Genomic DNA, 15,300 nt, shown 5'->3' with positions numbered 1-15,300 from the left:
GCGCAGAACACTGCCCAGGCCGATAATTTTTTCGCCTATGGGCAATTACTTGCTAAACATCAACGCCGTCATCATGAAATCGAGCCACCACACCATCAACGACGAAATAACCACCGTGCGCGTGGTGGCGCCGGACACGTCTTCCGGCGTCGGCTGTGCCTGGTACCCCTGGAACAGCGCGATGAACGTCACCGCGATGCCGAACACCAGGCTCTTGATGGTGCCGTTGCCCACTTCTTTCCAGACATCCACGCCGCCTTGCATCTGCGACCAGAACGAGCCTTCATCGACGCCGATCAGCACCACGCCGACCAAATAGCTGCCGATGATGCCGACGGCCGTGAAGATCGCGCCCAGAATCGGCATGGCAATCACGCCGGCCCAGAAACGGGGCGCCAGCACGCGCTGGATCGGGTTCACGGCCATCATTTCCATGGCCGACAATTGCTCGCCCGCCTTCATCAGGCCGATTTCCGCCGTCAGCGACGTACCGGCACGGCCGGCGAACAGCAGCGCCGTCACGACGGGGCCCAGTTCGCGCGTCAACGACAGCGCCACCAGCAAGCCCAGCGACTGCTCGGCGCCATACGTGGTCAAGGTGTAATAGCCTTGCAAACCCAGCACCATGCCGACGAACAGGCCGGAGACGGCGGTAATCACCAGCGAGCGGTTGCCGATAAAAAACAGTTGCTCAATCACCAGGCGCGGACGGCGCCACAGGCCGCCCGACGAGGCGATGATGATAAAAAACGAACGCACGGCAAAGCCGAGGTCTTGTACCGAACGACGCAACCACGCTCCGATCGACGCCAGGAAACGCGCGATCATCGGCCGCCCCCCGCCTGCAGACCGAGGTCGTCGGCCAGCGACTTGCCCGGATAATGGAAGGGCACGGGGCCATCGGCCTCGGCATTGACGAACTGCTTGACGTACGGATGCGTCGACACGGCCATCTCGGCCGGCGTGCCGTGCGCCACGATCTTGCCCGATGACAGAAAATAGACGTAATCAGCGATGGCGAAACACTCCTTCACATCGTGCGATACCAGGATAGACGTGGAGCCCAGCGCATCGTTCAAATTGCGGATCAAATTGGCCGTCACGCCCATGGAAATCGGGTCCAGGCCGGCGAACGGCTCGTCGTACATGATCAGTTCGGGGTCGAGCGCGATGGCGCGCGCCAGCGCGACGCGGCGGCCCATGCCGCCCGAGATTTCCGCCGGCTTCAATTGCGCCGCATTGCGCAAGCCCACAGCGTGCAGCTTCATCAGCACCAGGGTGCGGATCAGCTCTTCATTCAAGTCCGTGTGTTCGCGCAGAGGGAACGCCACGTTCTCGAACGCCGTCAAGTCCGTAAACAGCGCGCCGTGCTGGAACAGCATGCCCATCTTGCGGCGCAGCTGGTATAACTCGTCGGTCCCCAGCGTATGCACGATCTGGCCGTCCACATTCACGGAACCGGAACTGGGGCGCAGCTGCCCGCCGATCAGGCGCAGTACGGTCGTCTTGCCACTGCCGGAGCCACCCATGACGGCCACAACTTTTCCACGTGGGAAATCCATTTGAAGGCCCGATAAAATCGAACGTTCTCCATAGGCAAAGTGTAAATCACGGATCTCAACAAGATTTGGCACGACGAAGCTCACTATTTTAATGGCGTATTGTAGTGCAGAAACGCCAACCTCTGCTGAGACACCCCTTGGGACAGCCCCGGAAAGGGGAAGAATACAACACTAATGAATCGAAAGTCAGATATTGTAGTGGAAATTAGGCCGCCACATCGCGTCCCTGCCCGATGGCATGCATGGCTGTTGACTTGATAACTAAAAATAACAAGGGCCACGTCGCGATCCGCGCCGTGGCCCTGTCAAAAAAACGAACAATTGCTCGTTTTTTTTAGCGCGGCAGCAGCGATGCGCCCATCAGGAACTCATCGACGGCGCGCGCGCACTGGCGCCCTTCGCGGATGGCCCAGACCACCAGCGACTGGCCACGGCGCATGTCGCCGGCGGCAAAGACTTTCGGCACCGAGGTCTGGTAGCAGGCGGCGCCATCCGTTGTCGCCTTGACATTGCCGCGCGCATCCGTATCGACGCCGAACGCTTCCAGAACTTGTTGTACAGGTGAAACAAAACCCATGGCCAGGAAGACCAAGTCCGCCTTCATCTCGAATTCCGAGTTCGGCACTTCGCTCATCTTGCCGTCTTTCCACTCGACTCTGCAGGCGATCAGCTTTTCCACCTTGCCGCCCTTGCCTTCGAAACGCTTGGTGGCCACGGCCCAGTCGCGCTCGCAGCCTTCTTCGTGCGAAGACGAGGTGCGCAGCTTGGTCGGCCAGTACGGCCAGACGAGCGGCTTGTTTTCCTGTTCCGGCGGCTGCGGCATCAGTTCGAACTGGGCCACCGAGGCGGCGCCATGGCGGTTCGAGGTGCCCACGCAGTCGGACCCCGTGTCGCCGCCGCCGATCACCACCACGTGCTTGCCCGTCGCCTTGATCTGGTCCTTGAGCTTGTCGCCCGCGTTGACCTTGTTTTGCAGCGGCAGGAAATCCATGGCGAAGTGCACGCCTTTCAGTTCGCGGCCCGGTACGGGCAAGTCGCGCGGCTGCTCGGCGCCCCCGGCCATGATGACGGCGTCGAATTCTTTTCCCAGGTCTTCCGGGAAAATGGTTTCCTTGGCCCAGTTATTCACGTGGGCCGGGAAATCCTTGCCGACCAGCACGCTGGTGCGGAAGACCACGCCTTCGGCTTCCATCTGTTTCACGCGCAGGTCGATGTGCGACTTTTCCATCTTGAAGTCGGGGATGCCGTAACGCAGCAATCCGCCGACCCGGTCGCTCTTTTCAAACACGGTGACGGCATGGCCGGCGCGTGCCAGCTGCTGCGCCGCCGCCAGACCGGCGGGACCGGAACCGACGATGGCCACTTTCTTGCCCGTACTGAATCCTGCCGGCTGCGGCGTGACCCAGCCGTGCTCCCAGCCCATGTCGATGATTTTATGTTCGATCGACTTGATGCCGACCGGATCTTCATGAATGCCCAGGGTGCAGGCCGATTCGCACGGCGCCGGGCAGATGCGGCCCGTAAATTCAGGGAAGTTATTCGTCGAATGCAAGACGTCGAGCGCTTCGCGGTAGTTACCGCGGTACACCAGGTCATTCCAGTCGGGAATGATGTTATTCACGGGGCAACCCGTGGTGCAGAAGGGGATGCCGCAATCCATGCAGCGCGCGCCTTGCACGGTCGCTTGCGCGTCCGACAGGTGCAAGACGAATTCCTTGTAGTTCTTCAGGCGCGCGGCAGGCTCCAGATAGTGTTCGTCCTGGCGCTTGAATTCCATGAAGCCGGTAATTTTACCCACGATAGTTCCTTTGTATTTGGCTGGCGGGGAGCGGCCGGGCCGCTCCCTGGTCATTCATTTGGCAATGAGCTTGGCTGGCTCAGGCGGCGACGGCTTGGACTTCCATGGCGGCATCGGCTGCCATTTCAATCAGCGCGCGCTTGTATTCGTTCGGGAAGACTTTCACGAACTTGCCGCGCGCCGCCGCCCAGTCGTCCAGCAAGACGCGGGCGCGGGTGCTGCCCGTGTGCTTGAAATGACGCTCGATCAAACGCTTGAGGATGACCTCGTCCGCTTCCGGCACGCCATCGCGATGCTGCGTATGCCAGGCGTCGCGGTCGACATGCTGTTCCGCTGCCGACACGACCTTGTCCAGGCTGACCATGGCCGCGTTGCACTTGCTGGCAAAGTCGCCGGCCGGGTCATACACATAGGCGATGCCGCCCGACATGCCGGCCGCAAAGTTGCGTCCCGTGTTGCCCAGCACCACTACCGTGCCGCCCGTCATGTATTCGCAGCCATGGTCGCCCAGGCCCTCGACCACCGTGGTGGCGCCCGAGTTGCGCACGGCAAAGCGTTCACCAGCCACGCCATTGAAGAAAGCTTCGCCGGCGATGGCGCCGTACAGCACCGTGTTGCCGATGATGATGTTGTCCACGGCCCAGCCGCGGAACTCGGTATTGGGCCGCACGATGATGCGCCCGCCCGACAAGCCTTTACCGACGTAATCGTTGCCTTCACCCACCAGATCGATCGTGATGCCGTGTGCCAGGAAGGCGCAGGCCGACTGGCCCGCCGTGCCTTGCAACTGGATGTGGATGGTGTCGTCCGGCAAGCCGGCGTGGCCATATTTCTTCGCCACTTCGCCGGACAGCATGGTGCCCACCGTGCGGTTCAAGTTGCGCACGGGCGAGATGAACGAGACGCGCTCGCCCTTTTCCAGCGCGGCGCGCGCTTGCGCGATCAGCTTGTGGTCCAGTGCTTTCTCAAGCGCATGGTCCTGGAACTCCACGTGGCGGCAGGCTTGGCCGCTTGGTGTTTCCGGCTTGTGGAAGATGGCCGAGAAGTCCAGGCCCTGCGCCTTCCAGTGTGAAATCGCCTTCGATTTGTCCAGCAGGTCGACACGGCCGATCAGTTCGTCATACGTGCGGATGCCCAGCTGCGCCATCAATTGACGGGCTTCTTCGGCCACGAAGAAGAAGTAATTGACGACATACTCGGGTTTGCCCGAGAACTTGGCGCGCAGCACCGGATCTTGCGTGGCCACGCCCACCGGGCACGTGTTCAAGTGGCATTTACGCATCATGATGCAGCCTTCGACCACCAGCGGCGCCGTGGCGAAACCGATCTCGTCGGCGCCCAGCAGGGCGGCGATGACCACGTCGCGGCCCGTCTTCATCTGGCCGTCGGCCTGCACGCGGATACGGCTGCGCAAGCCGTTCAGCACCAAGGTTTGTTGCGTTTCGGCCAGGCCCAGCTCCCACGGCGTGCCCGCATGTTTCACTGACGACAATGGCGAGGCGCCCGTGCCGCCGTCGTGGCCGGCAACGACCACGTGGTCGGCTTTCGCCTTGGTGACGCCGGCGGCCACCGTGCCGATGCCCACTTCCGACACCAATTTCACGGAAATCGAGGCGCGCGGATTGGCGTTCTTCAAGTCATGGATCAGCTGCGCCAGATCTTCGATCGAATAGATATCGTGGTGCGGCGGCGGCGAAATCAGGCCCACGCCCGGCACGGAAAAGCGCAGGCTGGCGATGTATTCCGATACTTTATGGCCTGGCAACTGACCGCCTTCGCCCGGTTTCGCGCCCTGCGCCATCTTGATCTGGATCTGGTCGGCAGAGTTCAGGTAGGCGGCCGTGACGCCGAAACGTCCCGATGCCACCTGCTTGATGCGCGAGCGCATGGAATCGCCTTCCTGCAGCGGAATATCGACGACGATCTGCTCGGCGCCCACGATGGACGCCATGGTGTCGCCCTGGCGGATCGGAATGCCCTTCAATTCCTGCGTGTAGCGGTTCGGATCTTCGCCGCCCTCGCCCGTGTTCGACTTGCCGCCGATACGGTTCATGGCCACCGCAAGCGTTGCGTGCGCTTCCGTGCTGATCGAACCGAGCGACATGGCGCCCGTGGCGAAACGCTTGACGATTTCCTTGGCCGGTTCCACTTCATCGAGCGGGATGGCCTTGGTCGGGTCCAGCTTGAACTCGAACAGGCCGCGCAGGGTCAGGTGGCGACGGCTCTGGTCGTTGATGATTTGTGCGTACTCTTTATAGCTGGAAAAATTGTTGCTGCGCGTGGAATGCTGCAGCTTGGCAATCGCATCCGGCGTCCACATGTGGTCTTCGCCGCGCACGCGGAACGCATACTCGCCGCCCGCGTCGAGCTTGTCCGACAGCACGGGATCGTTGCCGAAGGCCAGCGCGTGCAGGCGCAGCGCTTCTTCCGCCACTTCAAACACGCCGATGCCTTCCACGTTCGACGCCGTGCCCTTGAAGTATTTGTCAACCAGCGACTTGTTCAAGCCGATGGCTTCGAAGATTTGCGCGCCGCAATAGGACATGTAGGTCGAAATACCCATCTTCGACATGACCTTCATCAAGCCCTTGCCGACAGCCTTGGTGTAGTTATAGATGGCTTTGTCGCCCGACAAATCGCCTGGCAAGCCATGCGCCATGTCGGCCAGGGTTTCCATGGCCAGATACGGGTGGACGGCTTCCGCGCCATAGCCAGCGAGCAAGGCAAAGTGGTGCGTTTCGCGGGCCGAGCCCGTTTCCACGACGAGGCCGGTGGAAGCGCGCAAGCCCTTGCTCACCAGGTGCTGGTGCACGGTGGACGTGGCCAAGAGCGCAGGGATCGCCACCTGGTCGGCGCAAATGGCGCGGTCCGAGACGATCAGGATGTTGTGGCCGGATTTGACGGCGTCGACGGCTTCCGCGCACAGCGAGGCCAGGCAGGCTTCCACACCTTCCTTGCCCCAGGCCAGCGGGTAGCAGATGTCCAGTTCGTAGGACTTGAACTTGCCGCCCGTGTGGGCGCTGATGTTGCGCAGACGGGCCATGTCGTCAAAGCCCAGCACGGGCTGCGCCACTTCCAGGCGCATCGGCGGGTTGACGTTGTTGGTATCGAGCAAGTTCGGTTTCGGGCCGATGAAGGACACGAGCGACATCACCATCGCTTCGCGGATCGGGTCGATCGGCGGGTTCGTCACTTGCGCGAACAGCTGCTTGAAGTAGTTATACAGCGGTTTGAGCTTGTTCGACATGACGGCCAGCGGCGAGTCATTGCCCATCGAGCCCGTCGCCTCTTCGCCGGCGACAGCCATCGGCGCCATGAGGAATTTCAAGTCTTCCTGCGTGTAGCCGAACGCCTGCTGGCGGTCCAGCAACGACGGCTGGGCTTTTTCTCCCTGCGCGCGGTCCAGCTTTGCCTGGCCTTCGGCCAGCTTGATCTCGTCGAGCTTGATGCGCACCGAGTTGATCCACGCTTTATACGGCTTGGCGTTGGCGTAGGTGTTTTTCAATTCCTGGTCGTCGATGATGCGGCCCGCTTCCAGGTCGATCAGGAACATTTTGCCAGGCTGCAAGCGCCATTTCTGGATGATTTTCGATTCGGGAATCGGCAGCACGCCCGATTCCGACGCCATCACCACGAGGTCGTCGTCCGTGACGATGTAGCGGGCAGGACGCAAGCCGTTGCGGTCCAGGGTGCCGCCGATGTGGCGGCCATCCGTGAACGCCATGGCGGCCGGGCCGTCCCACGGTTCCATCATGGCGGCGTGGTATTCGTAGAAGGCGCGGCGGTTGTCATCCATCGTCGTGTGGTTTTCCCACGCTTCCGGAATCATCATCATCATCGCCTGGGCGATCGGGTAGCCGGCCATCAACAGCAGTTCGAGCGCATTGTCGAAGCACGCCGTGTCGGACTGGCCTTCATAGATCAGGGGGAACAGCTTTTGCAGGTCGTCGCCCAGCACGGCCGACTTCATCACGCCTTCGCGCGCGCGCATCCAGTTGAAGTTGCCTTTGACGGTGTTGATCTCGCCGTTGTGGGCGATCAAACGGTAGGGGTGGGCCAGCGGCCATTCGGGGAAGGTATTCGTCGAGAAACGCTGGTGGACCAGGGCCAGGGCCGAGATGCAGCGCGCATCCTGCAAGTCCTTGTAGTACACGCCCACCTGGTCGGCCAGCAGCAAGCCCTTGTACACAATAGTACGGGCCGACATTGACGGCACGAAGAATTCCTTGCCGTGCAGCAGTTTCAAGGCCTGGATGGCGTGACCCGACGATTTGCGGATCACATACAGTTTGCGCTCGAGCGCGTCGGTGACCATGATGTCCGGGCCGCGGCCGATGAAAATCTGGCGGATGACGGGCTCCTTGGCGCGCACGGTGGGCGACATCGGCATGTCCGTATCGATGGGCACGTTGCGCCAGCCCAGCACGACTTGTCCCTCGATGCGCACGGCGCGTTCGATTTCCTGTTCGCAAGCGATGCGCGACGCGTGTTCCTTCGGCAGGAAGACCATGCCCACGCCGTATTCGCCAGGCGGCGGCAATTCCACGCCCTGCTTGGCCATTTCTTCACGGTAGTACTGGTCGGGAATCTGGATCAGGATGCCGGCGCCATCGCCCATCAGCGCATCGGCGCCCACGGCGCCCCGGTGATCGAGGTTTTTCAGTATCAGCAAACCCTGTTCGACGATCGAATGGGTCTTGTTGCCCTTGATATGGGCGACGAAACCGACGCCGCAGGCATCGTGTTCATTGGCTGGGTCGTACAGGCCTTGCGCTTTCATGGGCTTCTCCGCTGCATATGACTATCGAAAAACTAGAGTAGTGCAACGCAACAAAAAACTCAACCACAATAATTAGGGTCGGAGTCGAATTAAATTCGATTCCGTCGCCATGAAAATTTAATAGGGACACAGTCAAAGCGATTTCAATAAAACGTCAGAAAGGAATCATTTTTTGTTTTAAATGCGAACGGGTTTCAATTGACGTCCGCTACGGCCACGATTTTGCGGGGACGGCCCCGCTTGGCTGGCAGCACTTGGCGCTGCATTTTCTGCTCCAGCGCCTGCTTGAACGGCTCGGAACCCAGCGGCCAGCCCTTCAATACAGCCTGTTCCACCACTTTCACCTGGCTGCTACCCAGGCCTTGCTCGAACAGGCGCAGATACGCCGCCTCGCGGTCGAACGGCGTGTTGCCCAGCGCCCAGTACAGCGCGTGGTCGGTGATGACGGGATCGGGTTGCACGCCGGCATGGTGGGCATAGCTGGACCACGCATGGTCGAGCGCCTGGGCTGCCACGCCCGTTTGCACGGGCACGCATTCCAGGTAGCGGCAGCACAGGAGGAAGAAATTGTCGGGATCGATGACGGAAGTTTTGTAGCGTCCCTGCCACAATGCCCCTACACGGCCGTATTTTTGGTTGAAATACGGCACGTAATAGCGTCCCAGCCACTGCATCAGCTGCCCCAGGCCGGTCGCATCGCTGGGCGTGGCCAATAAATGTAGCTGATCAGGCAATAAAACGTAGGCGTGAATGGCCACCTTGAACATTTTCGCACCCGTTTTCAGCCAGGAGAGGAATTGCGCATAGTCGGCCGCGTCCTGGAACACGGACTGGCGGTTGCTGCCGCGCTGGATTACGTAATGGGGCAGTGCGGGAATGATAAGACGGGGCAAACGGGCCATGGCAAGAGTCGGCAAATAAAGGCTAAGGCCTTGATTTTACACACTTGTGCGCGCGAGACGCGACTCTGACCCCGTTTTATTTGACATACTGAAAAAAATGGCCGACTCTGTCCCTTTTATTGCGCCGACCACTTGCGGGCGGCGCAACACGGCAAATCAGGACAGGTTGAAACTGGCCGACAGGCTGTAGCCTTCGCCATACGCGCTGCGCAGCGGCAAGTCCTGGCCCAGGCCCGTCTTGGCTTTCTTGCGCAGGCGGTAGACGAGCATGTCGACCCGGCGGCCCGCGTCGGGATCTTCGCCGCCCATGCCCGCCACGATGACGTCGCGCGGCACGGGGCGGGTATTGATGGTCAACAGGTGCAGGAAATTGAATTCCTTTTCCGTCAGGGCGATGACGGCGCCCATCAGCTCAAGTTGGCGAGCGCTTACCTTCAAGGTCCACTTGCCCGGCTCGGGCACGGGGTCTTGCGGCCCGACGCGGCGGTCGAGCGCCTCGATGTGGGCGGCCAGTTCGGGAAATTTGATCGGCTTGGTCAGATAGTGGTCGGCACCCAGGCGCAAGCCCAGGATGCGGCTGTCGAAGGCGACGCGCCCCGTCAGCACCAGCACGCCGATTTGCGGATACAGCTGGCGCATGCGGGGGATGACGTTGAAGCCGTCCTCATCGGGCAAGCCCAGGTCCAGCACGACCACGCCGACATTGCCATGACTCAACGCCGTCCACATCCCGCCAGCGGAGCTGGTGATATGAACTTCGTGTTCGAGCTCAACGAGAAACTCCGCCATGTCTTCGGCGTAGTCCAGATTGTCTTCGACGATCAGTATTTTCGTCATTGCAACGCCATTCTTCCGTTAGTGAGCTACCGTGGGCAAACCATGCCATTCACTTCTGCACCATGATGGACGGCACAATAGGTTTACGTCAAGGAATTATCACGGTTGCCTTCAGCGGAAGCAAGGCTTTTCCTTGCCTAGCCAGGAAGCGGCAGCCAAATCCGGAAAACTGCCCCGCCTTCGGGCAGATTATGCCCCTGCAAGCTCCCGCCATGCACGTCCACCACGGCGCGCGCCATGTACAAGCCCAGCCCGGCGCCCGGATGCGTCGCATGGCTTCCGCGGCTTCCTTTCTCGAACAGCTGCGCCAGTTCTTCTTCCCGCAAGCCGGACCCCGCATCGCGCACGCACAGCGCCACGCCGCCTTCGGGCACCAGCCTGGCCGACAAGGTAATGGCGCTGCCCGGCGGGCTGAACTTGACGGCGTTGTCGAGCAGTATCTTCAGGCACAGGGCCATGCCGGGCACGTCGCAGCGCAGCCGGGCCGGCAAGTCTTCGTCGAGTTCCAGCTGCACCGGGTGGCTGGCGGGCACGGTGGCGGCCGCCTGCTGCAGCAAGGCCAGCGGCGCGATGCCGTCGGCGGCACGCTCGCGGCCGATGGCCGCCATGCGTTCGGGCGACAGATAATCGTCGATCATGGCCAGCAGGCGGTCGACGGCCGTCTGGATTTTCACGTAGCGCTTGCGCGTGGCCTCGTCGGCATCTTTCGATGTCGAGACGAGGCGCTGGATGGCGCCGTCGATGGTGGCCAGCGGCGTGCGGAATTCATGCGACAGCATCGAGGCGAAGCGCTTTTGCTCCTTTTCCCGTTCCGCTTCCTGCGCCTGGGCCGCGCTGACGTCGCGCACCGTGCCCGCCAGGGTCATGCCCCGGCCAGCCGCCGCGGGCACGATGGTCGAACTGATTTCCAGCGCCATCTGGTGGCCGTCCGCATGCGGCAATTCCACTTCGCGCAGCAAGGTCAAACGGCTGGTGTCGCCGTCGCGCCAGCGCTGCAGCCGGGCCGGCACGTCCGCCGCCAGGTGCGCAGCGTGCTCGCGCAAGGCAGGCAGGTCATGGCCCGTCAGGCGCTGCGCGGCGGGGCTGATGTAGAGCAATTCGAGGGTGGTGGCGTCGAGCAGGAAGGCCGCGTCGCGCCCGTGTTCGGCCAGCAGGCGGAACTGCGCTTCGCCCGCCTGCGCGCGCAGCAGGGCGCGGCGCAACTGGACGAAACGCAGCGCCATGAGGATGGCGCCGGCAAGCAGCAGTAAGAAAATTGGCAGCATGCGTTATACCTGGCAGGAAAGAATCGCCAAGTATAAGCGTGCGGCAGCGTCAATCTTCCAGCGGGGCGAAAATCTGCTGCAAGTCTTCCTGCGTGAGGGCCATCTTCTGCGATTCGCCTTCGGCCAGGATCGATTGCGCCAGTTCCGATTTCTTTTGCTGCAGCAGCTGGATTTTCTCTTCCAGCGTGCCCTTCGCGATCAGCTTGTAGACGAACACGGGCTTGTCCTGGCCGATGCGCCAGGCGCGGTCCGTGGCCTGGTTTTCCGCCGCCGGATTCCACCACGGGTCGTAGTGGATGACCGTGTCGGCCGCCGTCAGGTTCAAGCCCACGCCGCCCGCTTTCAGGCTGATCAGGAAGATCGGTACGGCGCCCTGCTGGAAGGCCGCCACTTGCGCGCCCCGGTCCTTCGTTTCGCCCGTCAACAGCGCGTACGGGATGTCGCGCGACTCGAGTTCTTCCTCGATCAATTCCAGCATGCTGGTAAATTGCGAGAACACAAGAATCTTGCGCCCTTCGTCGAGCAAGTCTTCCACCATCTGCATCAGGTCGAGCAGCTTGGCCGAGCCGGCCGACTGCTTCTTCGCCGGCAAGGATTTCACGAGACGGGGGTCGCAGCAGACTTGGCGCAATTTCAGCAGCGCTTCCAGGATGACGATCTGGCTGCGGGCCACACCTTTCTTGTCGATTTCTTCGCGTACCTTTTGATCCATCGCCAGACGCACGGTTTCATACAGATCGCGCTGCGGCCCCGTCAATTCCACCTTGCGCACCATTTCCGTTTTCGGCGGCAGTTCCTTGGCCACATTGTCCTTCGTGCGGCGCAGCAGGAAAGGCTTGATGCGGCGGTTCAGCAGCATGCGGCGCAGCGGGTCGTCCTGGCGCTCGATCGGATGACGGAACTGGGTGTTGAACGTCTTCTCGTCGCCCAGCAAGCCCGGCAGCAGGAAGTGGAATTGCGACCACAGTTCGCCCAAATGATTTTCCAGCGGCGTGCCGGACAAACACAGGCGGTGGCGCGCGCGCAGCAGGCCCGCGCTTTGCGCCGCCTTGCTGCGCGTATTCTTGATGTAGTGCGATTCGTCGAGGATGACCAGGTGGAAATCGTGCTCGCGCAAAGTTTCCTCGTCGCGCGGCAACAGCGCGTACGTCGTCAGCACCAGGTCGCATTGGTCGATCTGGTCGAATTGCTGCGCGCGGTCCTTGCCTTGCAGCAGCAGCACTTTCAGGGAAGGCGCGAACTTGGCCGCCTCGTCCTGCCAGTTGCCCATCAAACTTGTCGGCGCAATCACCAGGGCCGGATGCGTGAGACGGCCCGCTTCCTTTTCCACCAGGATATGCGCCAGGGTTTGCACGGTCTTGCCGAGACCCATGTCATCGGCCAGGATGCCCGCCAGGTCATGGTCGCGCAGGAATTGCATCCACGCCAAGCCATCGGCCTGGTAGTCGCGCAAGGTCGCGTGCAGGCCGGCTGGCGCCGCCACTTTTTGCACGGAACCGAACTGGCTCAGCTTGCGGCCCATGGCGCGCAGCTGCTCGCCGCCCGTCCATTCCATCTCCAGGCCGCGTGCCAGCTCTTCCAGGCGCGCCGCATCGAGGGTAGACATGCGCACGGCATGTTTGATCTTGTCGCTGAAATACAGTTCGCCCAGAGTGTTCAGGATGGGGCGTACCCGGCCCCACGGCAGGGCCACGCGCGTGCCGTCCGGCAAGGTTGCCAGCATCTGGTCGTCGTCCGCATGCGCTTCGATGACTTTCGGGTTGAAATCGTTGGGCGCATTGCGGATCAGCTGCACCAGCACGGGCAGCAGCGGCACCCTTTCGTGGTTGACGACGATGCCCAGTTCCAGCTCGAACCAGGCGTTGCCGCTGTCCGGGTCCTGGTCGTCGATTTCCGCGTACCAGTCGCCCACGTCGCTCACGTCGTAGCGGTACTTGGCCGTCTTTTCCACGATCCAGCCCTGCTCCAGCAAGGCGTCGATGCCGGACTCGGCAAAACGCAGCCATTCCGCCTGGGACGGCAGTTGCAAAGCGCCCTTCAAGCCGCTCAAGGGGGCTGAGCCCGGCTTCTTGAATTGCAGCTCGGCCAGGGTGGCCAGCGCGCGCGCTTCATCGACCGTATTTCTCTGGATAATTTCCGTCACCTCGCCCACTTGCCGCACCACGCGCTGCGACGGATCGAACGAGACGCGCTCGCCGTCGTAGTCGTAGGACAGCACGGCGAAATCGCTCCAGCGCTGGATGCTGCCATCGGCCAGCATGGCGCTATCGAGCAGCAAGACCGGTTGCGCCGGCACGTCCTTGCGCAAGCGCTGCGGCAACGGCTGCGGCAGCGGCATCAAATGCTGCAAGCCCTGCGCCAGCAGCAGTTGCGACACGCGCACCTTGTCGTTCGCGTTCAGGGGCGGCGCCTGCGCCACCAGCGCCTGCAAGTCGGCCAGGGAAATGTCGGAGCCGCCCTGGTTCAGTTCCAGCACGCCGCACGACAGATTGTCGATGTACCACGGCGGATCGGTGGGCAGCATGTAGTCGATCTGGTCGGCGCCATGGTGCTTCGCGCCTTCCGGCGGGTCCACTTGCCAGCCCAGGCGCATGGTCTTGCCTTCGTCGCGCCAAAAAAGGCGGGCGGGACGCACGGGACCTTCCTTCAACGGATACACGAGGCCATTGCCGACGTCGGCCCAGGAATTGGCCCACAACAATTTATCCTGCTCGGCCAGCATTTTCAGCAGGGCCGCGCCCACCTTGCCCTTCGGCTCCGTGGCGCTGCCCGTCTGCGAATTCTGCCCGCTGCGCATGGCCACGAAGAAACGCACGAGGTCTTCGTCGGCCGGCGTCAAAAACGTGGGCGGCGCCGACAACAGGGAAAAGATTTCGCTGATGGGCGACGCCGCCGCCACGTCGCCATTTGGCCGCAGCCGCGCCTTGTACAGGCACAGGGCCACGTGGCGGCCACCGCTGGTGGGCGCCAGCACGTAGATCAGGCGGTGCTGGTTGAGTTTGGGATCAGGCTCGGCAATCGTCAGCACGGCCTTCGGATGGGCGGCAGCCTCCACCCGCTGCAGCCAGGTGGCGACGGCATACGGCAAAGGCGCTCCCGGCGCGCTGGCCGGGGCAACTGGGGTTTCACTGGTTTCGTCGCGGGTAAAATCCATGGGGCGCATTTTTGTGTAAAGGTCGTATCCAAATCGGCAACAGGCAATATTATCCGCCATACAGCCGTTGCTGGCTTGATTCACACACGCTCTTTGAGCAGTTTTAATGCGCGATGCCTAAAAAATAAGTATTTAATACGACACTTGAGGCCCGCAGACGGCAAAAATGGCCCGTCACGGGCCATTTTTCCTCCACTGGACGGCTTATCAAGCCGGCACAGTTTCTTCTTCTGCCACGCTGGCGGCCTCGACTACGGGTGCGGTGCTCGTATCGGCCGGCGTAAAGTTGCGCAAAAACAAGAAGAACTGGCCCATCATCTGCGTCCACAGTTGCAGATTGATATTCAGGTACTCCGTGCTGACGCCGCCGGCGACCAGCACATCCATCTCCAGCACGACGAAATCGCCATGCTGGGCCACCCGGGCGAAGCGCTTGCTGCGGTGCCATTCGGCCAGCAAGCCGGCCGGCAAGTCACCGCCCTGCACGCGCAGCGGGCAGCTCAGGGTCAGATCCGCGTACTGGCCAGGCGCGGCTTCATTGCCCCACAGCACCTGGAAGCCAATGCCATGGCTGGCGCTGTGCAGGCGCACGACGCCGTCGTGTTCGATGCTGGTCACGGCACAGCCGGCCGCCTTGATGGCCTCGGCCGTTTGTTCCGCGTTCAGGGTGGTCAGCAAGTTGGTATTCGTGTTTTCCATCGTCATTCCATTCATTTCAAAAAAATTATTGGGGGGCCGGCGTTTCTGTTTGACGTGCATCAAAGCGGCCCTGGTACAGCTGGTCGCCGTACTGCTGCGCGATTTGCTCGAGTTTTACCCGGCTTTGCGCGGCGAACGGCTGGCGCGCCTTCATGACGTCCAGCACGTCGAGACCTTCATACGCTTGCAGGATGTCCTGCCCGGCCGCATACAGCTGGGCATTCTTGCTTTCGCAGCGCGCCAGGGCGCCCCGCTGGGCCGTCACTTCGCCGTCGAGGCGGGCACGCTCCGTTTCCAGCCGCT

Annotated in this window: 9 protein-coding genes and 1 pseudogene; all 10 read right to left on the bottom strand. The window is 61.9% G+C overall.

Going from position 1 to position 15,300, the window contains the following annotated elements; genetic code table 11:
- Positions 1-45: 45 nt before the first annotated feature.
- Complete coding sequence (mlaE, locus tag VM94_RS08925; RefSeq protein ID WP_046683187.1) at positions 46-828, bottom strand: lipid asymmetry maintenance ABC transporter permease subunit MlaE; 783 nt, start codon at positions 826-828, stop codon at positions 46-48.
- The gene (locus tag VM94_RS08920; RefSeq protein ID WP_034753922.1) at positions 825-1,634 is read right to left on the bottom strand and encodes an ABC transporter ATP-binding protein; all 810 of its coding nucleotides are present in this window, start codon (positions 1,632-1,634) and stop codon (positions 825-827) included. The genes mlaE and VM94_RS08920 overlap by 4 nt, the downstream gene beginning before the upstream one ends.
- A gap of 262 nt (positions 1,635-1,896) precedes the next feature.
- Positions 1,897-3,360 carry a glutamate synthase subunit beta gene (locus VM94_RS08915; protein WP_046683186.1) on the bottom strand — a complete coding sequence of 488 codons (1,464 nt, stop codon included), beginning with the start codon at positions 3,358-3,360 and terminating at the stop codon, positions 1,897-1,899.
- A 79-nt stretch (positions 3,361-3,439) separates the two neighbouring features.
- Positions 3,440-8,140, bottom strand: coding sequence for a glutamate synthase-related protein (locus VM94_RS08910; protein WP_046683185.1), 4,701 nt, complete (start codon positions 8,138-8,140; stop codon positions 3,440-3,442).
- A 194-nt stretch (positions 8,141-8,334) separates the two neighbouring features.
- Positions 8,335-9,042, bottom strand: a complete 708-nt coding sequence (locus VM94_RS08905; RefSeq protein ID WP_046683184.1) for a transposase — start codon at positions 9,040-9,042, stop codon at positions 8,335-8,337.
- A gap of 156 nt (positions 9,043-9,198) precedes the next feature.
- Complete coding sequence (locus tag VM94_RS08900) at positions 9,199-9,879, bottom strand: response regulator transcription factor (RefSeq protein WP_034753797.1); 681 nt, start codon at positions 9,877-9,879, stop codon at positions 9,199-9,201.
- A 137-nt stretch (positions 9,880-10,016) separates the two neighbouring features.
- Positions 10,017-11,144, bottom strand: a complete 1,128-nt coding sequence (locus tag VM94_RS08895) for a PAS domain-containing sensor histidine kinase (protein ID WP_052755673.1) — start codon at positions 11,142-11,144, stop codon at positions 10,017-10,019.
- Positions 11,145-11,193: 49 nt separating this feature from the next.
- Positions 11,194-14,298 (bottom strand): DEAD/DEAH box helicase, encoded by a 3,105-nt coding sequence (locus VM94_RS08890; RefSeq protein WP_046683183.1) that lies wholly within the window; start codon positions 14,296-14,298, stop codon positions 11,194-11,196.
- A 207-nt stretch (positions 14,299-14,505) separates the two neighbouring features.
- The gene (locus tag VM94_RS08885; protein ID WP_052755691.1) at positions 14,506-14,997 is read right to left on the bottom strand and encodes a YbjN domain-containing protein; all 492 of its coding nucleotides are present in this window, start codon (positions 14,995-14,997) and stop codon (positions 14,506-14,508) included.
- Between the two features lie 25 nt (positions 14,998-15,022).
- A pseudogene (locus VM94_RS08880) lies at positions 15,023-15,300 on the bottom strand (hypothetical protein); the annotation flags it as partial.

This window comes from Janthinobacterium sp. KBS0711, from assembly GCF_000988085.1.
Lineage (GTDB): Bacteria > Pseudomonadota > Gammaproteobacteria > Burkholderiales > Burkholderiaceae_D > Janthinobacterium > Janthinobacterium lividum_E.
This window is presented reverse-complemented; position numbering and strand designations above follow the sequence as displayed.

Bases quoted from the DNA above. Each gene is read 5' to 3' on its own strand.
- VM94_RS08895 (WP_052755673.1), bottom strand. From the start codon at position 11,144: ATGCTGCCAATTTTCTTACTGCTGCTTGCCGGCGCCATCCTCATGGCG.
- mlaE (WP_046683187.1), bottom strand. From the start codon at position 828: ATGATCGCGCGTTTCCTGGCGTCGATCGGAGCGTGGTTGCGTCGTTCG.
- VM94_RS08900 (WP_034753797.1), bottom strand. From the start codon at position 9,879: ATGACGAAAATACTGATCGTCGAAGACAATCTGGACTACGCCGAAGAC.
- VM94_RS08905 (WP_046683184.1), bottom strand. From the start codon at position 9,042: ATGGCCCGTTTGCCCCGTCTTATCATTCCCGCACTGCCCCATTACGTA.
- VM94_RS08910 (WP_046683185.1), bottom strand. From the start codon at position 8,140: ATGAAAGCGCAAGGCCTGTACGACCCAGCCAATGAACACGATGCCTGC.
- VM94_RS08890 (WP_046683183.1), bottom strand. From the start codon at position 14,298: ATGGATTTTACCCGCGACGAAACCAGTGAAACCCCAGTTGCCCCGGCC.
- VM94_RS08885 (WP_052755691.1), bottom strand. From the start codon at position 14,997: ATGGAAAACACGAATACCAACTTGCTGACCACCCTGAACGCGGAACAA.